At 61.4% G+C, this 22,541-nt stretch carries 17 protein-coding genes; 5 read left to right on the forward strand and 12 right to left on the reverse strand.

Annotated features, from left to right (window positions below; genetic code table 11):
- Positions 1-40 precede the first annotated feature (40 nt).
- From K8374_RS17200 to K8374_RS17210, 3 genes are all read right to left on the reverse strand, one after another.
- Positions 41-334, reverse strand: a complete 294-nt coding sequence (locus tag K8374_RS17200) for a YcgL domain-containing protein (protein ID WP_043215465.1) — start codon at positions 332-334, stop codon at positions 41-43.
- Positions 334-1,464 (reverse strand): ribonuclease D, encoded by a 1,131-nt coding sequence (rnd, locus tag K8374_RS17205; RefSeq protein ID WP_224456517.1) that lies wholly within the window; start codon positions 1,462-1,464, stop codon positions 334-336. The genes K8374_RS17200 and rnd overlap by 1 nt, the downstream gene beginning before the upstream one ends.
- A 79-nt stretch (positions 1,465-1,543) precedes the next feature.
- A complete protein-coding gene (locus K8374_RS17210; RefSeq protein ID WP_224456518.1) occupies positions 1,544-3,184 on the reverse strand; it encodes a phosphoethanolamine transferase in 1,641 nt (546 codons plus the stop codon).
- Positions 3,185-3,449: 265 nt separating this feature from the next.
- On the opposite strand from K8374_RS17210, the gene K8374_RS17215 reads away from it, so the two are divergent.
- A complete protein-coding gene (locus K8374_RS17215) occupies positions 3,450-3,683 on the forward strand; it encodes a YdcH family protein (RefSeq protein WP_084858373.1) in 234 nt (77 codons plus the stop codon).
- A gap of 301 nt (positions 3,684-3,984) precedes the next feature.
- On the opposite strand, the gene K8374_RS17220 is transcribed toward K8374_RS17215, so the two are convergent.
- Entirely contained in the window at positions 3,985-5,166 is a 1,182-nt protein-coding gene (locus K8374_RS17220; RefSeq protein WP_084858372.1) for a trans-sulfuration enzyme family protein, read from the reverse strand.
- 156 nt (positions 5,167-5,322) lie between these two features.
- Here K8374_RS17220 and K8374_RS17225 point away from each other — a divergent pair, with 156 nt between their 5' ends.
- Entirely contained in the window at positions 5,323-5,781 is a 459-nt protein-coding gene (locus K8374_RS17225) for an Lrp/AsnC family transcriptional regulator (RefSeq protein ID WP_224456519.1), read from the forward strand.
- Between the two features lie 97 nt (positions 5,782-5,878).
- Here the strand turns inward: K8374_RS17225 and K8374_RS17230 are convergent, their stop codons facing one another.
- On the reverse strand, positions 5,879-8,203 hold the full coding sequence (locus K8374_RS17230; RefSeq protein ID WP_224456520.1) for an FdhF/YdeP family oxidoreductase: 2,325 nt from the start codon (positions 8,201-8,203) through the stop codon (positions 5,879-5,881).
- 279 nt (positions 8,204-8,482) lie between these two features.
- Here K8374_RS17230 and moaA point away from each other — a divergent pair, with 279 nt between their 5' ends.
- Positions 8,483-9,487, forward strand: a complete 1,005-nt coding sequence (gene moaA / locus K8374_RS17235; RefSeq protein ID WP_224459347.1) for a GTP 3',8-cyclase MoaA — start codon at positions 8,483-8,485, stop codon at positions 9,485-9,487.
- Between the two features lie 20 nt (positions 9,488-9,507).
- The gene (locus tag K8374_RS17240) at positions 9,508-10,407 is read left to right on the forward strand and encodes a bestrophin family protein (RefSeq protein ID WP_224456521.1); all 900 of its coding nucleotides are present in this window, start codon (positions 9,508-9,510) and stop codon (positions 10,405-10,407) included.
- 79 nt (positions 10,408-10,486) lie between these two features.
- On the opposite strand, the gene moaB is transcribed toward K8374_RS17240, so the two are convergent.
- The 7 genes from moaB to K8374_RS17275 form a co-directional block, all read right to left on the reverse strand.
- Positions 10,487-11,026, reverse strand: coding sequence for a molybdenum cofactor biosynthesis protein B (gene moaB, locus K8374_RS17245; RefSeq protein WP_224456522.1), 540 nt, complete (start codon positions 11,024-11,026; stop codon positions 10,487-10,489).
- A 440-nt stretch (positions 11,027-11,466) separates the two neighbouring features.
- Positions 11,467-11,736 carry a PAAR domain-containing protein gene (locus tag K8374_RS17250; protein WP_224456523.1) on the reverse strand — a complete coding sequence of 90 codons (270 nt, stop codon included), beginning with the start codon at positions 11,734-11,736 and terminating at the stop codon, positions 11,467-11,469.
- A complete protein-coding gene (locus tag K8374_RS17255; RefSeq protein ID WP_224456524.1) occupies positions 11,736-13,271 on the reverse strand; it encodes a DUF2875 family protein in 1,536 nt (511 codons plus the stop codon). Before K8374_RS17255 ends, K8374_RS17250 begins: the two co-directional genes overlap by 1 nt.
- Positions 13,272-13,379: 108 nt before the next feature.
- Positions 13,380-14,918 (reverse strand): DUF2875 family protein, encoded by a 1,539-nt coding sequence (locus tag K8374_RS17260; protein WP_224456525.1) that lies wholly within the window; start codon positions 14,916-14,918, stop codon positions 13,380-13,382.
- 69 nt (positions 14,919-14,987) lie between these two features.
- Entirely contained in the window at positions 14,988-16,649 is a 1,662-nt protein-coding gene (locus K8374_RS17265; RefSeq protein ID WP_411969546.1) for a DUF2875 family protein, read from the reverse strand.
- A gap of 7 nt (positions 16,650-16,656) precedes the next feature.
- Positions 16,657-18,669: a DUF3274 domain-containing protein gene (locus K8374_RS17270; RefSeq protein ID WP_224456526.1), complete on the reverse strand. Its 2,013-nt coding sequence runs from the start codon at positions 18,667-18,669 to the stop codon at positions 16,657-16,659.
- A complete protein-coding gene (locus K8374_RS17275) occupies positions 18,666-21,221 on the reverse strand; it encodes a type VI secretion system Vgr family protein (protein WP_411969547.1) in 2,556 nt (851 codons plus the stop codon). Before K8374_RS17275 ends, K8374_RS17270 begins: the two co-directional genes overlap by 4 nt.
- 335 nt (positions 21,222-21,556) lie before the next feature.
- Here K8374_RS17275 and K8374_RS17280 point away from each other — a divergent pair, with 335 nt between their 5' ends.
- Positions 21,557-22,447, forward strand: coding sequence for a LysR family transcriptional regulator (locus K8374_RS17280; protein WP_224456528.1), 891 nt, complete (start codon positions 21,557-21,559; stop codon positions 22,445-22,447).
- The last annotated feature ends 94 nt before the right edge of the window (positions 22,448-22,541 follow it).

Here is a 22,541-nt window from a genome sequence, read left to right on the forward strand (position 1 = left end):
CAGGCGGGCCGCTTGACGAACGATGGGGACCAGGCCGGAATCAGGCCGGGTCGTTGCGGCGCAGCAGCTCTTCGGGCAAGTGCTCGATGTAGTCGTCCTCGGGCGGCGGCATCTGCAGGTGGTAGCCCTGGTTGTCGAGGTTCTCCAGCACCTTGGCGATATCCTCCCGGGCCAGCTTGCGCTCGGGGGTCAGCACCAGGTCGAAGGCATGCACGGGAGTGCCGAAGAACGGCAGCAGAGCTTCGGGAACGCGCGCCAGGCCCTCGGCCTTGAGCACGTAGAGGTACATTTCGTTCTTGCGGGGGCTCTTGTAGATCGAGCAGATACGTTTCATCAGGGTTCTCCGGCGCCTGCCAGGTTGTCCAGCAGGGCCTGGCCCATCCGCTCACGGCGCCAGCCGCGCAGCGAATCGGGCAGTTGGTAGGGGCCATTGGGGAAGCCGCTCTTGAGCAGGGCTTCGAGGGTTTTCTTGCGCAGCATCAGCTCCGGTGCGATGCCCAGGCGCTCGCCTTCGGCCTGGCCGACCGCGCGCAGGCGCTTGAGCATGCCCGAGGCTTCGATCGGCAACGGCTCGGGCAAGGCCTGCGGCCACTGCTCGGCCGGCAGGCTCGCGGCGCGCTTGATCAGGTCGAGGAGGAACTGGCCGTCCTGGCGGATAGTGCGCGGGTGCATGTCGTCGATCTTGGCCAGGGCCGAGAGGTTGTCCGGCTGGCTCTTGGCCATGGGCCACAACGAATGCTCGCGCAATACCCGATTGCGCGGCAGGTCGCGGCTGCGCGCCTCGCGCTCGCGCCAGGCGCACAGCTCGCGCAGCACCGCCAGTTGCTGTGGGTTCAGCTTCCAGGCGAGCTTGACTTCGCGGTACAGGGTCTCGGGTTCTACCTCGCGGCGCAGCTGGGCGACCAGCTCGGCGCCATCTTCCAGCACCCAGGCGTACTTGTCGTCGGACAGGCGCGGGCGCAGGGCACTGAACAACTCGGCCAGGTGTACGGCGTCTTCGGCGGCATAGCTGACCTGGGTATCCGACAGCGGGCGCTGCAGCCAGTCCGAACGGGTCTCGCCCTTGGGCAGCTCCAGGCCCAGCACGTCCTGCACCAGGCGCGAATAGCCCATGGAGAAACCGATGTTCAGGTAGCCGGCGGCCAGCTGGGTGTCGAACAGCGGTTGCGGCAGCTTGCCGGTCAGGCGCAGAAGCACTTCCAGGTCTTCGCTGCAGGCATGCAGCACCTTGACCACGCCCTGGTCGTCGAGCAGCTCGGCCAGCGGCTGCCAATCGCGGATCAGCAACGGGTCGATCAGGTACGCCCGGTTGCCTTCACCGACCTGGATCAGGCCGGCCTTGGGGTAGAAGGTGTCGACCCGCATGAATTCGGTGTCGAGCGCTACGAAGGGCAGTTCGCGCCAGCCCCGGCAGTGTTCGGCCAGGGTCTGGTCGTCACGTATCCAGTGTATTTCGATGGCCACGAGGCTCTCCCACAAATATTGGCGCGCAGTATATACGGCGCGGGCATTAGGGGTGAAACCTGCGCCATCCTTGGTTTGATCAACGGTCAGCGGTCATCCAGGGGCGACAGCTGGCGAACATGTCCATCGATTGCTGGTAGACCTCGGTGCGCACCTGCAACAGGCCGAGCATCGAATGGAACAGGTTGTCCTGGCTCAACGGTGCGTCGCGCAGGCGGCCCAGGCAGTCGCTGTCGAGCGAGAAGTCCTGCCGGTAGCTGTCGGAGAACCACATCAACAAGGGCACGTGACGCTGCTGTTCCGGGGCCAGCATATAGGGCGTGCCGTGCAGGTAGAGGTTGTATTCGCCCAGGGATTCGCCGTGGTCGGAAAGGTAGATCATCGCCGTGTCGACCTTGTCCTGGCGGCTGCGCAGCAGGTCGATCAGCGAAGCCAGCACCTGGTCGGTGTAAACCAAGGTATTGTCGTAACTGTTGACGATCGATTGCTCGTCGCACTGGTTCAGGGCATTGCTCTGGCATACCGGAGTGAAGCGCTGGGCGCTGGCCGGGTAGCGCTTGTAGTAGTCGGGGCCGTGGCTGCCCATCTGGTGCAGCACCAGCACGGTGTCGTGGTCGAGGTTGTCGAGCAACTCGCCCAGGCCCTGCAGGAGGATCTCGTCGCGACACTCGCCGTCAGCGCACAGTTTCGGGTCCTTGAGGTTGCTGACGTCGACGAACTGCACCCGGTCGCAGGTGCCTTTGCAGCCGGACTGGTTGTCGCGCCACTGCACGCTGAGGCCGGTACGCTGGAGGATGTCCAGAAGCCCCTCGCGGTTCTTGGCGATGCGGGCGTCGTAGTCCTTGCGCGGCATGCCGGAGAACATGCACGGCACCGACACGGCCGTCTCGGTGCCGCAGGAATACACATCGGAGAACGCCAGCAGGCCCTGCTCCTTGCCCAGGTTCGGGGTGGTGTCACGGCCGTAGCCCAGTACGCCGAAGTTCTGCGCCCGGGCGCTCTCGCCCACCACCAGCACGGTCAGCGACTTGCGCGCATGGCGTTGCCAGGCGGCGCTGTCGCGCTTGGCGTCCTCTCCGTAGTGCTGGAAGGGACGGGCGGCGCTGCCCAGGCGTTCACCGACATAGCCGAACGAGGCCCCGACGATGTTGCTCGGGGTGAGCATCAGGCGGATCTCGTGGTGGTTGCGAAACAGTGAAGCCAAGCCTTGGTAATTGACCAGTGCCACCGAGCCCAGGGCTGCGACGCACGCGCCGCTGACCACCAGCTTGCCGAACAGCTCGCGGTGCCAGGGGCGATAGGCGATGGGGGCCTTCCACACCAACAACGAAGGCAGTATGCCGAGCAGGATCACATACAGGGCGAACTTCAGGGAAAGCAGGTCACGTACTTCCGTGACATTGGTTTCGGCGATATTACGAAACATGCCGGTGTCGACCAGTACACCATATTGGTTCATGAAGTAGGCGACGCCTGCACCACTCATGAACAACAGGATCAGCACCGGCTTGAGTACGTACTTGAACGCCACCAAGGTGAGGATGAGATTGAACGCGAAAAATATCAGCACGGCGAATGCCAACAGCAGCCACAGCCCCACCATGCCGGGCGGAACCACGGCCTGAAGATGCTCCCAAAGCGCGGTGTTGAAACCGATCAACAGGTAAAGACTGGCCAGCAACGTGACCCATTCGGCCCGCAGGGTTTTGAAGTTCGGCATGATGTTCGCAGATGAGAGTTGTTATCGGCCGTCGCACCAGGCGGGGCACCGGGGAAGTTGGCCGAACTCTAGAAAGCGTGCCATCAATTTTTCGTGAAAAAGACGCCAACGAATAATGGACGGTGCGTTTTTTCCAGATGAAATGAATTTCATGTTTGCCGGTACCGCGTGCGGCCCCTTGGCGCACCCTCCCTCCGCAACCGGGCAAAGGCGACTATCCTCAAGGTTCAGGACTTTTTGCCAACCCCTGACCCGAGGTGAAGAAATGCCAGTCCCGCATGATCTGCTCGCTGACCTGCACATTTCCGCTGACGATTTCCAGGCGCTGATCGACAAGGACCAGACGCTCCATCAACTGCACAAGGAGTACAACGCCAAGGACAAGGAGGTGGTGGCCGCCGAAGGTAACGGCACTGCCGACGATGCGGTGAACCGCCTGCGCAAGGAGCGCTTGTTGCTCAAGGACAAGATCGAACGGATCGTTCATCCGGCAAGGTGATTGCACAGACCGATCCCCTTCGCGGGTGAACCCGCTCCCACAGATTCGTGCATGCTCTGTGGGAGATCACCCAGCCCTTTGGGCTGCGCTGTCGCGCAGAGAACAAGTGGCTAGCGCCGCCTTCTTCGTGTAGGAGCGGGCTTGTCCCGCGATTGGGCCGGCCCAGCCGCCGCGGCTGTATGGCAAGGGCTTCGCCCTTGATCGCGGGACAAGTCGGACCGCCGCACCGCCGCTCCTACAGGCTTTGTCAAATCAATGAGTTATGCGTTGTTCTATGAGAGCGGGTTCACCCGCGAATGCATCAGCTCTCGGCCGACGCCTTGAGCGCCGTGTCCAGATCCTCGATCAGGTCGCGGTAGTCCTCGATCCCGACCGACAGGCGCAGCAGGTTCTCGCTGATGCCCATCTGCCCCTTCTGCTCTGGGCTCAGGGAATTGTGCGACATGCTCCAGGAATGGTTGATCATGCTCTCCACCCCGCCCAGCGAGTCGGCCAGCACGAAGATCGACAACGCTTCCACCAGGCGGTTGACCGCGGCCCGGTCACCCTTGATCTTCATCGCCACCACCGCCCCGCCGGTGCGCATCTGGCGCTTGCACAGCGCATGCTGCGGGTGGCTTTCAAGTTCCGGGTAGTACACCTGCTCGACCTGCGGATGCCCCTCGAGGAAGCGCGCCACGTGCAGGGCATTGGCGCATTGGCGTTCCATACGCACGTCCAGGGTCTTGAGCCCGCGCAGGGCCAGGTAACAGTCGAACGGCCCCTGGATCGCACCAACGGCCATGCTGATCCGTCGCAGGCGCTTGAGCAGCTCGTCGTTGGCGGCGACCACCACGCCGCCGATCAGGTCGGAGTGGCCACCGATGTACTTGCTCGCCGAATGCATCACCAGGTCCACACCGAGGGTGATCGGCCGCTGGTTCCAGGGCGAGCAGAAGGTGTTGTCGATGCAGGTGAGGATGCCGCGCTCGCGGGCCAGCTTGCAGACCGCCTCGATGTCCACCAAGTGCAGCAATGGGTTGGTCGGCGACTCGATCCAGATCAGCTGGGTCTCGGGGCGGATGGCCGCAGCCACGGCATCCAGGTCATTGAGGTCGACATAGGTGGTACTCAAGCCCGAGGTACGGCTGCGGTAGTCTTCCATCAGGCGGAAGGTGCCGCCGTAGACCCCGTTCATCACCACCACATGGGCATCCTTGGACAACAGCTCGAGCACAGTGGCTGTGGCCCCCACGCCCGAGGCGGTGGCCACTGCACCTGCGCCTTCCTCGAGGGCGGCGACACAGGTTTCGTAGGCATGCCGGGTCGGGTTGCTGACCCGGCTGTAGGCGTATTCGGGGTTGTCGTCCAGGCCGCGCTTGATGAACGAGCTGGTGGTGACGATGGCCGGGAAGATGGCATTGTCGGCGACGCTGGACTGCTCGCCGGCGTGGATGGTGCGGGTGGCGAAATTGCGCGGCTTTTCGGACATGGTCGGGTCCATTGACTCTGCTGAGGTTGGAAAGCGCCACTATCGCATATCCGGTGGGGCGCCGCTGAACGGGAATGAACCTGCGCCACGCCCGTGCCGGCTATTCTTTTCGTACCCCGATCGCGCTAGTCTCGAGAAACTTTTTCTCCCACCGGCCGACCATCGCATATGGACAGTTTCGACCAACACATCCTCACCCTCCTCCAGCGTGACGCCTCGATGTCCCTCAAGGACCTGGCCGAGGCCGTCAATCTTTCCACCACGCCTTGCTGGAAGCGGGTCAAGCGTCTGGAGGACGAGGGTTACATCCGAGGCCGGGTCGCCCTGCTCGACCCCGAGCGCCTGGGCCTGGGGCTGACCGTGTTCGTCCAGCTCAAGACCCAGCGCCACGACAGCGCCTGGCTGGAGCAGTTCGCCCGGGTGGTGACGGGGTTCGAAGAGGTGATGGAGGTGTACCGCATGTCCGGCGACTGGGACTACATGCTGCGGGTGGTGGTGGGCGATATCGCGGCGTACGACCGGTTCTACAAGAAACTCATCACCAGCACCGACGGCCTGTCGAACATCACCTCGAGCTTTGCCATGGAGCAGATGAAGTACACCACGGCGTACCCAGTGCATCGATGAAGGCGGGGCCGTTGCGGCCCAATCGCCGGCAAGCCGGCTCCCACAGACGCTGTCCGGATGGGAGCCGGCGATTGGGCTGCGCAGCAGCCCCACTGGATCAGGCCACACTCGCCTCGATCCGGTTCCCGGCCCGCGCCTTCTCCAGCTTGATGGCCACGAACTTCGAGGTCGGCGTATAGGTGCCCTCGCCATAGCTTTCCAGCGGCACCAACGGGTTGGTCTCCGGATAGTAGGCCGCCGCCTGGCCTTCGGGCAGGTCATAGGGCACCAGGCGGAAGCCCGACACCCGACGCTCGCGGCCGTCCTCCCACAGCGACACCATGTCCACGTGCTCGCCCGGCTCGAAGCCCAGGCGGCGGATGTCCGCCTCGTTGACGAACACCACTTCGCGCAGGCCGAACACACCCCGGTAGCGGTCATCCAGGCCATACAACGTGGTGTTGTACTGGTCATGGGAGCGCAGGGTCTGCAGGATCAGGTCCGGGTTGTCGCCACGGGCCAGCACCTGGGCATTGACCAACTGCCGAGGCAACTCGCTGGCGGTGAAGCGCGCCTTGCCAGTCGCCGTGCGCCATTCGCGCTCGGATGCCGTGTTGCCCAGGTGGAAGCCGCCGGGGTGCTGCAGACGCTCGTTGAAACCGCTGAAGCCCGGAATCACCTCGGCGATCATGTTGCGGATGCGGCTGTAGTCGGCGACGGCGTATTCCCAGTCGATCGGCCGATCGCCCAGGGTGGCCTTGGCGATGCCCGCGATGATCGCCGGTTCCGAACGCAGGTGCGGCGAACGGGGTTTGAGCTGGCCGTGGGAGATATGCACCATGCTGAAGGTGTCCTCCACGGTCACGCCCTGGGGCCCTTCGGCTTGCAGGTCGATCTCGGTACGGCCCAGGCATGGCAGGATCAACGCATCGCCACCGGTGACCAGGTGCGAGCGGTTGAGCTTGGTAGAGATCTGCACGGTCAGCGCGCACTTGCGCATCGCCGCGTGGGTGCGCGGGGTGTCCGGCGTGGCTTGGGCGAAGTTGCCACCCAAGCCGATGAACACCTTGGCCCGACCTTCTTCCATGGCCTTGATCGCCAGCACCGCGTTATGCCCGTGCTCGCGCGGCACCTTGAACTGGAAGCGTTTTTCCAGGGCATCGAGCAGCTTGGCCGGGGGCTTCTCGTCGATGCCCATGGTGCGGTCGCCCTGCACGTTGCTGTGGCCGCGTACCGGCGACAGACCCGCACCAGGCTTGCCGACGTTGCCGCGCAACAGTTGCAGGTTGACGATCTCCTGCACCGTCGCCACCGAATGACGGTGCTGGGTCACGCCCATGGCCCAGCACATGATCACCCGTTCGGCCTTGCGGTACATGCGCGCGGCCAGTTCGATCTCGACCAGGGTCAGGCCCGACTGCTCGACGATATGCTCCCAGGAGGTGTCATCCACCGCAGCCAGGTAGGCCTCGAGGCCATCGGTGTGCTCGGCGATGAAGGCATGGTCGAACACTGCCGGCTCGCCCTTGGCCTGGGCTTCGCGCTCCCACAGCAACAGGAACTTGGCAATGCCGCGCATCGCCGCCATGTCGCCGCCCAGGGCCGGGCGGAAGTAGGCGGTATTGGTGGGTTCGGAGCCGTTGCTGAGCATCTCGAAGGGGTGCTGCGGGTGCTGGAAACGCTCCAGCCCACGCTCCTTGAGCGGGTTGAAGCACACCACCTGGGCACCCCGTTTGACCGCCTCGCGCAGCGGTTCGAGCATGCGCGGGTGGTTGGTGCCCGGGTTCTGGCCAATGACGAAGATCGCGTCGGCCAGTTCCAGATCATGGTAGACGACGGTGCCCTTCCCTACGCCCAAGGTATCGGCCATGCCCACGCCACTGGCTTCGTGGCACATGTTCGAGCAATCGGGGAAATTGTTGGTACCGTAGGCGCGCACGAACAGCTGGTAGAGGAACGCTGCTTCGTTGCTGGCCCGGCCGGAGGTGTAGAACTCGGCCTGGTCCGGGCTCTCCAGTGCGTTGAGGTGCCGGGCGATCAGAGCGAAGGCCTCGTCCCAGGTGGTTTCCACATAGTGGTCGGTGGCGGCGTCGTAGCGCATCGGGTGGGTCAGCCGGCCTTGGTATTCGAGCCAGTAGTCGGTCTGGGCGGCCAGGGCGCTGACGCTGTATTTGGAGAAGAACGCCGGGTCCACCGAGCGGCCGGTGGCCTCCCAGTTGACGGCCTTGGCGCCGTTCTCGCAGAACTTGACCATGTCGCTCTCGGGCGACTCGCCCCAGGCGCAGCCAGGGCAGTCGAAACCGCCGTTCTGGTTGGTCTTGAGCATGGCCCGCAGGTTCTTGAAGGCATTGTCGCTGCCCAGCCAGCTCTTGGTCACGCTCTTGAGTGCGCCCCAGCCGGCGGCCGGTCCCTTGTAGTCCCTGATATGTTCGTCTTGGCTCATGCGATGGATCCTCACGCTCTTGAAAAGGCACCGGCTGGTCAGGTCCGGTGTTTATCCAGCCTATGGACCCCGGCCTAGAGCCGTCCAATCGAAATACCTTAAAGCGTGATAAGCCCTCTCGATCATGACGTGCAGCCCTTGCAGGCCGCGGCCTGCAGCCGTGATAGACAGGGCTGATCGAACAGTCAGGGAAAGCAATTTGACGAGGGTGGCCGCAGGTTATAGCTTGGAGGTTGCCTGCGGCGACACGCCGCCTCACCCAATACCCAGAGCATGAACGTGGAAGAGAACACCCAGGCACTGATCGACGGCTTCAATCGGCGTATCGACTACCTGCGGATGTCGGTCACCGACCGCTGCGACTTCCGTTGTGTGTACTGCATGGCCGAAGACATGCAATTCCTGCCGCGCCAGCAAATCCTCAGCCTCGAGGAGCTGTACCAGGTGGCCGAGCGCTTCGTCGCCCTGGGTACCCGCAAGATCCGCCTGACCGGCGGCGAGCCGCTGGTACGCCAGGGCATCGTCGAGCTGTGCGGGCGTATCGCCGCCCTGCCCGGCCTACGCGAGCTATGCCTGACCAGCAACGGCTCGCAACTGGGTCGCCTGGCCCAGCCGCTGTTCGAGGCCGGCGTGTCGCGCCTGAACATCAGCCTCGACAGCCTCGATGCCGAACGTTTCCGCAGCCTGACCCGCACCGGCGACCTGCATCAGGTCATCGCCGGCATCGACGCCGCGCGCCGCGCAGGCTTCCGGCGCACCAAGCTCAATTGCGTGGTGCTCAAGGGCCGCAACGACCACGAGATCGTCGACCTGGTGCGCTTCGCCGTCGAGCGCGAGCTGGATATCTCCTTCATCGAAGAGATGCCGTTGGGGGTGATCAGCGAACATGAGCGCGGCGAGTCGTACTGCTCCAGCGACGAAGTGCGCGCGCGCATTGCCGAACACTTCACCCTGGTGGAGTCGGCCGAATCGTCCCAGGGGCCGGCGCGCTACTGGCGGGTCGCCGAGGCACCGCAAACCCGGGTCGGTTTCATCTCGCCGCACAGCCACAACTTCTGCGCCACCTGCAACCGCGTGCGCCTGACCGTCGAAGGCCGCCTGCTGCTGTGCCTTGGCAACGAGCATTCGATGGACCTGAAACAGGTCATGCGCGCCCACCCCGGCGACACCGAACGCCTGGAAAAAGCCATCCGCGACGCCATGCACCTCAAACCCTACCGCCACCACTTCGAGGTGGGCGGCGAGGTACAGATCCTGCGCTTCATGAACATGACCGGCGGCTGATCGCCCGCCTCTGGAACACCATGATCGTCCATCCCCGTCCCGATGTACTGCGTGTGCTCTTCACCCTGAAGGGCTCGATCGTCAAGCGCATCGCCCTGCGCTGCCTGATGGTCACCCTGTTGGCCGCCCTGATCGTGCTGATCGAGCACCACTACCCGGCCTTCTTCTACCCGGTCAGCGCTACGCCCTTCACCCTGCTGGGCCTGTCGCTGTCGATCTTCATGAGCTTTCGCAACAACGTCTGCTACGACCGCTGGTGGGAGGGTCGCAAGGCCTGGGGGCGGATGATCATCGAGATACGTTCGTTCATCCGCGAAAGCCAGGCGATCGCCGACGAGCGCCTGCGCGCCGAACTGCTGCGCGGCCTGTGCGGCTTCGCCCATGCGCTCAACGCTCGCCTGCGCAACGAGGATGAGCTGGCCGCCGCTCGGCCGTGGCTGGACCAGGGCGCCAGGATCAGCCCGCACAATACCTGCGACGGCATCCTGCGCCAGGTCGGCGAGCACTGCTCGCACCTGGCAGAGCGCCAGTCGATCAGCGAATGGCGCTACACCCTGCTCGAACAACGCCTGGTGGGGTTGTCGGAAGTCCAAGCCACTTGCGAACGGATCAAGGGCACGCCATTGCCCTTTCCCTACACGTTGCTGCTGCACCGCACCAGCTACATCTTCTGCGTGCTCCTGCCGTTCGCCCTGGCCGAGCCGCTGGGCTGGCTGGCGCCGATCTTCACCACCATCATCAGCTACACCTTCTTCGGCCTGGATGCCATCGGCAACGAGCTGGAAGACCCGTTCGGCCGTGACGAAAACGACCTGCCCACCGATGCCATGGTGCGAACCCTGGAGCGCGACGTGCTGTCGGCGCTGGGGCACGAACCGCTACCGCCGGCGCTGGTGCCGGTGGATCATGTGTTGAGCTGAGCCCTTTCGCGGCACAAGGCCGCTCCAGGATTGTGTAGGAGCGGCCTTGTGCCGCGAAAGGGGCGCAAAGCGCCCCCGTTTACCCGCGGCTCTCACACACCCCCACCGCCTTCAGGTGCGGCACGAAATTGCATGGCCGATGCCGCGCATCGAGCTGCTCCACCAGAATCCCCTCCCAGGCCGTACGACAGGCCCCGGTCGAGCCCGGCAGGCAGCAGACCAAGGTACCGTTGGCCAACCCGGCCAGGGCCCGGCTCTGCACCGTCGAGGTACCGATATCGAGGATCGACAACGCGCGGAACAGCTCGCCAAAGCCATCGATGCGCTTGTCCAGCAGGCAGCCCACCGCCTCGGGCGTGCTGTCACGCCCGGTGAACCCGGTGCCACCGGTGATCAGCACCACCTGCACCTGCTCATCGGCGATCCACTGGGCGACCTGGGCGCGGATCTTGTAGAGGTCATCCTTGAGCAGCGCCCGTGCCACCAGACGGTGGCCGACTTCCACCGAGCGCGTAGCCAGCAGCTCGCCCGAGGTGTCGTTGTCGAAGGTACGGGTATCGCTGACGGTCAGCACGGCGATGTTGAGCGGTACGAACACCGCGTCCGGTTTCACACTCACCTGGGGTTCCTCACGAAAGGGCATTGTCATGCCACGCTAGGGCCTAGGCCGGGCGACGTCCAATCGATATGGCGAACCGGGTTATCGAGGCTCTCTATCAATCCCAGCGCCCTGTCTGCTGCGATGCAGGTGGCCTGAGGGAATTAGCGGGTCCTGTGGGAGTTTCCATGGTGCTGGACAGGCTCAAATTGCCTTTTGGTTTAACACTTCTCAGCCGTGCCAATACGGCCCAGGCTCCGCTTGCTTCATGGGAGATCACCCAGCCCTTCGGGCTGCGCTGTCGCGCAGAGAACAAGCGGCCAATGTAGCCCGCTCCCACAGGGGTGCCGCAACTCAAATGGTCATGCGTTGTTCTATGAGAGCTGGCGGAGCCTGCAATTGGGCCGCCCCTGCCATCGCAGTGCCAAGGCAGCGTCTGCTCCACCTCGAGCATCACAGGGTCAAGACACCCGTAAATCCGCAGCATGGCTTGCAACACCCTGGCAGCCACACGCTAAACGATGCCCTTGCAGCACCACGGGAATCCCGTTCATCCGCCGCGTCGGGTGGCCTTCGATGAACGCGAACTCCCCCTTGTGCCTCGGGCAGGTGGCCTTGTCGCCCAGCACAGCCGGCGTCTTGCCCTTGATCGTATGGGACCCTGCCAGCTGGCACGCCACCACCCGGCCACCGCTGCTGGTAGGGTCACCCAGGCAAATAGGATGGCTCATTAGGGCAAACCGTAGCTGAAAGGATCAACACCGCGATTCTTGCGATTCTTCTCTTTGCGCGCCTCATCCGGCGGACGGACCATCTGCACCGTCAGGCTGCCGTCCGCACCGGCGTACACCACTGCACTTGTGCCGCCGTCCAGGTAACTGGCGATGGACGCCAGGTTGATCTGCACCAGGGCACTGCTGACACCGGTATTGCCCAGGCGGCGGCCGATGTCGTAGCCCTCTTCCACATTGCCGATGTCCAGCCCGTGGCCGTCGGTATTGAGCTCATGCAGGGCGTTGGTCAGGGCGATTTCAGCTTCGAGGTTGTCCGTGGTGTCGTAGAACACCCGCACCGGCTTGTGCCCCTTGGGCAAGGTGTCCAATGCCTCTAGCCAACCGGCTTGCAGGGCTTTGGCCTGGAGCGCGGGTTTCAGGCGCTTGCCGTTTTCATCCTGCATCGGGACTTTGATCGGGCGGTGCAGATAGCCCAGTACAGGCGAGGCGTCGAACTCATCGACCTGATGCTGGGCCCAGCGGATTGGTAGCCAGGGGGAGGGCTCGAAATGGCCGGGGCCCCGGTTGCTGATGGTTTTCCAGAGCTCGGGGAGTTTGGAGTGCCAGTAGGCGGTGGACATCGTGCCAGGGCCATAAGGATTCTCGATACCTTCAGCTCGCCTAGCATCCTCGTATACCTTCCTGAATTGAGGTGAGTACTTCCAATAGAAAGCCCAGAGTTTGCCGAGATCTGTTTTTTTATTTTGATTATTCTCAACTTGCTGACGTGCAAACGGACGTATATATCGACTCACACGATCCGAGCGGGCAACCAACAGCCCTGCCATATTCTGATATACGGTCGGCACAACCTGATCATTCTGCAAGCCCGGTGTGCCTGCCACACGCAAGCTATTCCGAGTGATATCGCCGTCTTCACTTACCATCAAAGCTTGAGGCACCATCGGATTATCATCAAAGAAACGAAATAACCTTTCAATCATACATTGAGCATGGGTTGTATTTTCAGCATCCTGCCAAAGAAACAGCGTCACCCCCAGTGTCGCAGCATTGCGCCCCATGAGAATACTAGAGGCAGCACCGGTATCAGCAGGTTGTTTCGGAGGGCCTATAGTGAATACTGGGATCGGCCAATAAGCGACCGATTCACCTGCTGATTTTTTAAATGCCAGGCGAGCATTTATCGAACGAGAGATCATCCTAGAGGATAAGGAAGCCTCGTAATCTTTGGGATCACTGGAATAGATAGATGAAAATCTATCATTCTTATCTCTAATAAACTTCCAGATTCGGCTCTGAGCATCTCGGTGAATCGCTACACCTGCACCACGAATTTCCAATGCAAACGTGTGTGGAGGCGCGGACTCCTGCTCCGCAAGCGCAGCCAGTATCTCGCGCTTATACGCAGCCTGGTTTTCCTTCTCGTCCGCCAACACCTTGAACCACAAATGAAAGCCAAAAATTAGAGCGATAACTCCGAGAACGGATGAAATACCCAAAGCCAATAAGGGCGCGAAACTACGATAAGCCACACCTAACTCCTACCCTTTCATGTACATCACCACCAAATTCGATCCAGCCGTACACCTCACCGCCCCGCATATAGCAGATGTTGTCAAGCACCAAGCCAATGGAATGAGTCATGAGGGCGAACCATAGCGGAAGGGATCAACACCGCGATTCTTGCGGTTCTTCTCTTTGCGCGCCTCATCCGGCGGGCGGACCATCTGCACCGTCAGGCTGCCGTCCGCACCGGCGTACACCACTGCACTCGTGCCGCCGTCCAGGTAGCTGGCAATGCATGCCAGGTTGATCTGCACCAGGGCGCTGCTGACACCGGTATTGCCCAGGCGGCGGCCGATGTCGTAGCCCTCTTCCACATTGCTAATGTCCAACCCGTGGCCGTCGGTATTGAGCTCATGCAGGGCGTTAGTCAGCGCGATTTCAGCTTCGAGGTTGTCCGTGCTGTCGTAGAACACCCGCACCGGCTTGTGCCCCTCGGGCAAGGTGTCCAATGCCTCTAGCCAACCGGCTTGCAGGGCCTTGGCCTGGAGCGCAGGTTTCAGGCGCTTGCCGTTTTCATCCTGCATCGGGACTTTGATCGGGCGGTGCAGGTAGCCCAGTACCGGTGAGGCGTCGAACTCATCGACCTGATGCTGGGCCCAGCGGACCGGTAGCCAGGGAGAAGGCTCGAAATGACCGGGGCCCCGGTTGCTGATGGTTTTCCAGAATTCGGGCAGCTTGGATTGCCAGTAGGCGGTGGACATAGTGCCGGGGCCATAAGGATTCTCGATACCTTCAGCTCGCCTAGCATCCTCGTACACCTTCCTGAATTGGGGTGAGTACTTCCAATAGAAGGCCCAGAGCTTGCCGAGATCTGTTTTTTTATTTTGATTATCCTCGGCGTCCTGAGGTGCAAATGGGCGGATATATCGACTTACACGGTCTGAGCGAGCAACCAATAGCCCTGTCATGTTCTCATATACGGTCGGCACGACTTTATCATTCTGTAATCCCGGTGTACCCGCCACCCGTAAACTATTTCTTGTAACGTCCCCATCCTCACCAACAATCAACGCTTGTGGCACCGTGGGATTCTCATCAAAGAATTGAAAGAGTCGCTCAATCATGGGCTGCGCAGGCGTGCCATTCTTGGCGTCTTGCCATAGAAAAAGTGTTACACCCAAGGTCGCGGCATTTCGCCCCCTCACGATATTAGCCGCAGCCCCAGTGTCAGATGGCTGTTTGGTAGGGCCTAGACTAAATACAGGAATAGGCCAATAAGCTACTGATTCACCTGCTGCGTGCTGAAAAGCAACCCGGGCATTTATAGATCTTGTAATTTGCCGACCACTGTAGGATGTGTCCAGGTCGTTGGGGTCCTGAGAATAAATAGAGATAAAATTATTGTTTTTCTTTTTTATCTCACGCCAGAGCGATGATTGATGCCAATCTTCAACTGCAAGCCCAACCCCTCGAATCTCTAGTGCATACATCTTTACGAAACTAGACGCATGCTCCGACAGCGCAGCTACAAGCTCAGTTTTATCCGCACCCTGTTTTCCCTTCTCGCTCGATAACTCATTAAACCACAAACGAAAGCCAAAAATCAGAGCGACAACTCCGAGAACGGATGAAATACCCAAAGCCAATAAGGGCGCGGAACTCCGATAAGTCACGTCTAACTTCCTACCCTTTCATTCGAATTTAGCAACCTTTGTCAACCACCCTGCAAATAAAATGGCTCATTAGGGCAAACCGTAGCTAAAAGGATCAACACCGCGATTCTTCCGGTTCTTCTCTTTGCGCGCCTCATCTGGCGGGCGGACCATCTGCACCGTCAGGCTGCCGTCCGCACCGGCGTACACCACTGCACTCGTGCCGCCGTCCAGGTAGCTGGCAATGCATGCCAGGTTGATCTGCACCAGGGCGCTGCTGACACCGGTATTGCCCAGGCGGCGGCCGATGTCGTAGCCCTCTTCCACATTGCCGATGTCCAGCCCGTGGCCGTCGGTATTGAGCTCATGCAGGGCGTTGGTCAGAGCGATTTCAGCTTCGAGGTTGTCCGTGCTGTCGTAGAACACCCGCACCGGCTTGTGCCCCTTGGGCAAGGTGTCCAATGCCTCTAGCCAACCGGCTTGCAGAGCCTTGGCCTGGAGCGCGGGTTTCAGGCGCTTGCCGTTTTCATCGTGCATCGGGACTTTGATCGGACGGTGCAGATAGCCCAGTACCGGTGAGGCGTCGAACTCATCGACCTGATGCTGGGCCCAGCGGACCGGTAGCCAGGGAGAAGGCTCGAAATGGCCGGGGCCTCGGTTGCTGATGGTTTTCCAGAGCTCAGGGAGTTTGGATTGCCAATAGGCGGTGGACATAGAGGGAGACATAGGATAGTCAACACCCTTAGCTCGTTCTTTCTCCCGATACCAATAAAAATGCGCTCTATTCTGCTCCCAATAGAAAGCCCAAAGCTTTCCCAAGTCCGTTCTCTTGTTTTGATTATTTTCAATTTCATTGACGGCATAGGGACGAATATAGCGACTGACTCGATCCGACCGAGCAACCAATAAACCCGTCATGCTCTCATATATCGTGGGAACGACCTGATCATTCTGCAAACCAGCAGTCCCTGGCTTGCGATATAAATCACGCACTACGTCACCATCCTCACTCACGATCAACGCTTGCGGAACAGTCGGATTCTCCTCAAAGAATGTAAAAAGCCGCTCAATCATAGTTTGAGCATGACTGGTATTCTCGTCGTCCTGCCAGAGAAAAAGGGTCACTCCCAACGTCGCAGCATTACGGCCAGCGCCAATCAGATTAGCGGCCTTATATCCATCTGGATATGGATTAGGCGGCCCTAGCGCAAAAACAGGAATGGGCCAATAGGCCACGGACTCGCCCGCGGAATGCTTGAATGCGAAGCGAACTTTTATTTCGCTAGAAATGCGCCTAGATGCCAAAGAATCCGTATACTCTTTAGGATCAACTGAATAAACCGAAGAGAAATTATCATTTTTATCTTTGATAAATCCCCATATCCTAGACTGAGCATCCCGATGGATTGCCACACCTACCCCACGCATTTCCAGTGCATATGTTTTTACGGAAACAGACTCCTGCTCCGATAGTGCTGCTATAAGCTCAGCTCTATTCGCAGCCTGTTTTTCCCTCTCCTTCGCTAGTGCATTGAGCCACCAATGAATGCTGAAAATCACCGCAACGACACCGACGATTGAGGAGATGCCCAAAGCTAACAAGGGTTTAACATCACGATGGGCCATACCTAACTCCTGCGCCTTCCCATACACCACTATCAAAAAACCAACCCACAACACACTCAACACACCAAACAAACAGAAATAAATCTTGAACCCTGGGCGCACGCGCTCCTTCACTTGACTCATCATCACGTCTCTACCGCTTGTCAAAATCAGAAACTAAAGAGGGCAGAACTAATGGCACAACCTCAGAAGGAAAAAATCCTTCCTCATAATAGCCATAGCTAGCCTCCACAAACTTCCGAGCCTCATCGCTAATACGGGACCAACCAGGCAACTGACGAATTCGGAAGTACGCTTTATCATTCATTTTCCAATCCGCAATCGCCACCAACACCTCCCGCAACTCCGGATCATCCAGGCAATGCGCCTGTCCAATCGCAATATCCATCGCCGTCACCCACCGATGATTTTCCGGACTACGCAACACGGCTGAGTGGTAACTATTTTTTTCCAGCACATCGAGCTCGACCCTCATCCGTGCTCGGATTTCGTTGGGTGTTTCCTCTCGCAGAATGTCGAAATAATCCGGTGTGCCCAGCTTCCAGTTACCGTATTTGCGCTCTTGCTTGAGGGCGCCGGTCTGGTCGCCAGCTTCCTTGCCTTTGTTCCAGGCAGCGCGGGCTTTTTCCAGGTCGATCCGTGCCGGCACCGAAGCGATCTTCCGCCACTGGAAACGGGCCACCGGATTACCCAGGGCATTGCTGATGCTCACGTCGTCCGGCCTGTCGAGTCCGGATTGTTCAGGTGAGCCGGGTTGCGCCTCACCTCCGAACATGTGCGGTGCATGGGGTGGATTCAGCGGCTCGCCATTGATCAGGCGCTCTTCGCCCACGGCCATGCCCCCCTGGGAGGCAAAGCCCACGAACAGGTTGTTTCCTGGATAGCGGTGCTCACCCTTGGCGCGCAGCTTGTCCGGCCCGGCGGCTTCCCCCACCCGTACCGGCTTGCCGTTGCGATGGCGCTTGGTCCACAGCCGCTGGTAGAAGCGCAACGGGTGCAATGCCTGCATCGCGGGCGTCCCGTCCGGCAGGGTGTCCGGCACGCCGTAGGTGCCGATGCCCTTTACGTCATCCAGGGCCACGGTGGTGTCTTCCGGGCAGAAATACAGGTACACCTTGCCGCGGTTGTCCCGCTCGGGGAAAACGGTGAGGTTGCCGACCTTGTCCTTGCGTGAACCTTGGGTCGGCGACCAACGGGGGCCGGTGCGGCCGCCGTAGGTCTGGGGATCGCGCAATGCAGGTAAGGGCGGTTCGGGGTGAGGCGTGGCGGTGACCGCCTTGACGATACGCAGCAAGGTGGACAGCGTGTCGTGGTGCTTGGGCGTCACGTTCGGCAGCACGCTGTACGGCGTATCCACCATGATCAACGTGTCCGCGCAGCGCTGGCCTTTGTCCACCAGCATGGCCTGGGCCAGCAGGGTGATCAGGGTCCCTTGGCTGTGCCCGATGATGGTGATGGTCTCGTCGGGCGATACACGCCGGATCTCGCTGACGAGCATGGCCAGACGGGTGGCAGCCAGCACGAAATAACGACGATGAGGGCCCCTGCCCATGAACAAGGTATTGGGCAAGGCAAGTTGCGCCCCTTGACGCTTGAAGGCATCGAACCCCTTGCCATACATTTCCAGCAGATTGTTGGTGGCGTTCGCGAAGAAACCGCCGCCCTTGGCGAAATGCCTGTCCAGCCGGTTTTCGAACACGTCCTGGTACTGATCACGCAGCTTGACGGGATTGTTCTCCTCGTCCCGTTTTATCTCCTCCGGTGCAGCGCGATATCCCCAGTAGAACGGGATCATCAGGCTACGGGTCTTGGGGTCGTCCGTGTCGCGCTTGTAGAGATACGTATCGGGATCGTCGAGCGCGGTCTTGTCATCGGTATCGCGCTCCTCGGGAGCGCGCTTCATGGCCTTTTGGTAAACGGTCCCATACCGCCCCGCCTTCAGATCCGGCCGATCCAGGCGCTCGTTGACCCCTTGGCACAATCCCTCCTCCACCGACTCGTACGAAGCCCCCGGGTCGTTCACCCCGTGCAAGAAGATCACCACCCCCGGCAGGTCGGCGGGCACCTCCAGGCTGCGATCGGTATTCGCGTTGGGGATCAGGCGTGTCTTGCACCCCGCTACGACACAGTGCTCGGCCCCCTTCATTGCGCGCCTCCTTTCGAGCCGTTGTCACGTAGCGCAGCCACCTGGGCCTGGTGCATCTGGTCGCGCTCGACGCGCTCGGTCCGGCCGCTGGCGTCGGTACGGCCCTGCACGGTGCTGCCGTCCTCCAGCGTGATCCGGTAGGCGTGGCTGGCTGCCAGGCGGACACTGTCCTCGGCATGCCCCGCGTAGTGGAACAGCAGGCGCTGGGCCGCCGGGTCGCGGCTGAAGACCGGGGCTTGGGCAGCATCGGTGCCGGGGCCGGTCCAGTCATGCTCGCTGGCCTTCACCGTGACCTTGCCCTGGGTACCGATCTCGATGCCGCCCCCGATCTTGATGTAGCTGCCGTCGTCCGCCACCAGGCGGATGGTGGGCGCGGTGACCACGACCTCGCCTTCAACGGCCGAGAAGCGCAGGTTCTTTTGTGCATCGAGGGCGATGTCGTCGTCCTGGGCCTGGACCTGCACCTTGCCGCGGTTGGCAATGGCGCTGATGCCGCCGTCCTGAGCGAAGGCGCTGATTCCCTGGCCGGCTTGCAGGCGCATGGCGCCGCCACTGGTGAGCTGCAGGTTGTCCTGGGCAGTGGTGTCATGGTTCCCGCCGGCGTAGTGCAGCTGCGAACGCGGGGTCGCGCTGGCGATCCCGGCCTCGCCAGCCAGCGCCAACAACGGATCGCCCGTCGCGTCGCTGTCCGCAGCCGGCCATTGCGCCAGGGCCTGGCGCACGGCATCGCTCCCTTGGCTGTCCACCGCCTCGCCACCGCGCGCCGCAGCAGTCTGGCCCAAGGCCCTGAACAGCTCGCCACATTCAGCCAGCAGTTGCAGCAGCTCCTGGCGGTCCAGTTGCGCCCCCGTGGCGTCGCGGCGCGCATAGGTGGTCAGCAGCATGCCTTGGGCGGCACGCAGGGCGATGGCGGCATCGGTGCGCAACTCGGCACCGCTGCCACGGGGCTGGGCACGCCCGTCGGTGCGCGGCGTGGTGAGCTTACCCAGGTTCAACGCGGTGGCCTGGTGGGTACTGGCCAGGCGGGTGCGCACTGCGCCCGACGTGTCATCGAAGAGCAACTCGTTGAAGCCGCGCCCCTTGTGCTCCTGAGTGCGGATACCCGACAACGCCCGGTTGCCCGGCAGGCCAACGGTCTTGCTGAAGCGCGGCGGAACCTGGTCGACGTTGTACAACGCCGCCGTGACCACTGGCCGATCGATGTCACCGGCCATGAACGAAACCAGCACCTCCTGGCCGATGCGTGGCACGAACTGGTGACCGAAACCACTGCCGGCGCTGGGCATCGCCACCCTCAGCCAGGTGGTACCCTCCGGCAGGCTGTCACCTCGCTGCCAGGGAAAGCGGACCTGGACCCGCGCCAGCTCATCGGTGAACACCTCTTCGCCCTCCGGGCCCACCACGATGGCGCTGAGCGGCCCGTTGATGGTGGGGCGCGGCACGCTGAGGGGGGGCCGGTAAGGGATTTTCTTGCGGATACAGACGAAATCGTTGTGGTAGTCGGCAGGCTGGTCCGTCAGGTAGTTGTTACAGCCGCGATGCACCACCGACAGCAGCAGGAACTCGCGCTCGGCCTGCGCCTCGCGGTCGTGGTCGAAATGCCCGGTCAACTCGAAGGTGTAGCCTGGGCGCATGGCCCGGCAGGTGCTGCTGCCGCGAAAGGTCTTGGCCTGGGCTTCGATGGCCTCCAGGCGGTTGCGCACCAGCAGGTTGCCTTCGTCCACGGTGCGGTGACTGCGGGCGCCCAGGAACTCATAGACCTCGTAACGCCCGCAGTTACCCTGCTCGTTCAAGGTGTCCATCTGGATAGGCAGCCGATTGCGAGGTTGCTTGTAGTCGAAGGTCTGCAGGGCCATCCTGCCCGGCTGCAGTTCCCGTTGGCTGTGCCATTGGGTGATCGAATCGGTGGGCTCGGTGACGCAGGCACTGTGGTAACGGACCTGCGGTTGCTCGGCCAGCGGCCCCAGCATCTGGGAGCAGTCGGTGATGATCAGGGTATGGCCGTCGGCGGTATGCTCGAAATAGAAGACCAACCCCTCCTGCTCCATCAAGCGCATCACGAAGGCAAGGTCCGTTTCACGGTATTGGGTGAGGTAGCTGTGGGGCTCGAGGGCGTGATACAGGCGGAACTCGAAGCGTGCCAAAGCCCCGTAGTGGGCCAGGACTGTGCCGATCACCGTTTCCACGGTTTGGCCCTGGAAGATGCGCGAGTCGATGCGCCGCGTCAGCATCCACAGCCAAGGCTGCAACTTCGCCTGGTAGTAGGCCAGCCCACCATCGCTGCCTTGCAGACTGAACGCAGTGATATGGCCATGGATATAACGGGTGCCGCCGCCGACCAGTTCTATTTCCAACTTCGCCGGCTGGCCGATCAGCGACTTGAGTTCGATGCAGGCGTCCTGACTGAGTAACCACAACTCGAAACCGGACAGCGTGCACAGCCCTTCGTTGCCGCTGAAACGCTCGAGCAGCAAGGCCTGCTCGCCATCGAGGGGCGTGGTCAGTTTGATCAGTCGGCGGTGTTGAGGCGAAAACACCCGTTCTAAGTCCATTTGCACTTTACTCTACTCGACCGTGAAAGAGGCAATGAAAACGCCCTCTATTTTTATCACGCGAATATCCAAGCGCAACCAACTTATATTTCATTTCAAAGTTTTAATAAAAGCAGGAAAGTTCCTACACAAGGAAACAATCAACAAACAAAAACAACCGGAAATTAAACAGCGAGAAAACTTTTGACAACAAATCAACGAAAAACAAACAATTGAATAGTTGACCTGTTCTACCAGGAAGTGCTGAGGCACGCTTGCCCCGAACGCATTAAGCATTGGCCAGCGCCGGAAGACTTGGTTAAGGTCAGCCCATCCCGCTTCCACCAGGCCGTACCATGGACATCAAGCAGCTCAAGTTCCTCATCGCCCTCGACCAGACCCGTCACTTCGGCCAGGCCGCAGCGCTGTGCCATATCACCCAGCCGACCCTGTCCATGCGCCTGCGCAACCTGGAGGACGAACTGGACCTGGTGCTGGTCAAGCGTGGCCAGCGCTTCGAAGGCTTCACCGAGGCCGGCGAGCGCATCCTGGCCTGGGCCCGCACCTTGCTCGCCGCCCACGATGGGTTGCAGGCCGAGGCCGCCAGCTGCCGCGGCCAGGTGGTCGGCAGCCTACGCCTGGGCACCGTGCCGCTGGCCAGCTTCAACCCTATGCAGCTTTTGCTGCCGCTGCGCGAGACGTTTCCGGAGCTGCACTTTCAACTCAGTTCGCTGAGCTCCGAGCAGATCATCGATGGGCTCAGCCGCAACCAGCTGGACCTTGGTATCTGCTACCTGGACCAAGTCAATGCCAGCTTCTTCGAAGTGATCGAGCTGGGCACCACCACCATGGGCCTGCTGCACGACACCCGCTATTTCAGCTTCGACACGCCCGAGCTGCGCTGGGAAGCCTTGGCCGACCTGCCCCTGGGCCTGCTGAGCAAAGGTATGCACTATCGCCAGTCGCTGGACCTGAGCCTGCGTAGCCGCGGCCTGGAGCCGGCTGCAGTGCTGGAGAGCGATTCCACCTTCCAGCTGATCCAGGCCGTCAATACCGGCATGTGCTGTACGGTCATGCCACTGGACTGCGGGCTGGAGGATTTGTCCGACCACATGCGCATCGTGCCGATCGTCGATGCCAGCATCCACAGCCCGGTCGGCCTGCTGCTGCGCCGCAGCGAGCCACGCTCGGCGATTGCCGAGCAATGTTTCGCCGAGGCCAAGGCGTTGCTCACCGCCACGGCCTGAGACTGGGTTCGGGGAGCGCTTCGCACTCCTTTCGCGGCACAAGGCCGCTCCTACCGAGCCAGCGCGAGACCTGTAGGAGCGGCCTTGTGCCGCG

The sequence above is a fragment of the Pseudomonas sp. p1(2021b) genome, from assembly GCF_020151015.1.
Taxonomy (GTDB): domain Bacteria; phylum Pseudomonadota; class Gammaproteobacteria; order Pseudomonadales; family Pseudomonadaceae; genus Aquipseudomonas; species Aquipseudomonas putida_K.

Bases quoted from the DNA above. Each gene is read 5' to 3' on its own strand.
- K8374_RS17225 (WP_224456519.1), top strand. From the start codon at position 5,323: ATGGACAGTTTCGACCAACACATCCTCACCCTCCTCCAGCGTGACGCC.
- K8374_RS17220 (WP_084858372.1), bottom strand. From the start codon at position 5,166: ATGGACCCGACCATGTCCGAAAAGCCGCGCAATTTCGCCACCCGCACC.
- K8374_RS17265 (WP_411969546.1), bottom strand. From the start codon at position 16,649: ATGATGAGTCAAGTGAAGGAGCGCGTGCGCCCAGGGTTCAAGATTTAT.
- K8374_RS17200 (WP_043215465.1), bottom strand. From the start codon at position 334: ATGAAACGTATCTGCTCGATCTACAAGAGCCCCCGCAAGAACGAAATG.
- K8374_RS17275 (WP_411969547.1), bottom strand. From the start codon at position 21,221: ATGGACTTAGAACGGGTGTTTTCGCCTCAACACCGCCGACTGATCAAA.
- K8374_RS17280 (WP_224456528.1), top strand. From the start codon at position 21,557: ATGGACATCAAGCAGCTCAAGTTCCTCATCGCCCTCGACCAGACCCGT.
- K8374_RS17215 (WP_084858373.1), top strand. From the start codon at position 3,450: ATGCCAGTCCCGCATGATCTGCTCGCTGACCTGCACATTTCCGCTGAC.
- K8374_RS17240 (WP_224456521.1), top strand. From the start codon at position 9,508: ATGATCGTCCATCCCCGTCCCGATGTACTGCGTGTGCTCTTCACCCTG.
- K8374_RS17230 (WP_224456520.1), bottom strand. From the start codon at position 8,203: ATGAGCCAAGACGAACATATCAGGGACTACAAGGGACCGGCCGCCGGC.
- K8374_RS17270 (WP_224456526.1), bottom strand. From the start codon at position 18,669: ATGAAGGGGGCCGAGCACTGTGTCGTAGCGGGGTGCAAGACACGCCTG.
- K8374_RS17210 (WP_224456518.1), bottom strand. From the start codon at position 3,184: ATGCCGAACTTCAAAACCCTGCGGGCCGAATGGGTCACGTTGCTGGCC.
- K8374_RS17250 (WP_224456523.1), bottom strand. From the start codon at position 11,736: ATGAGCCATCCTATTTGCCTGGGTGACCCTACCAGCAGCGGTGGCCGG.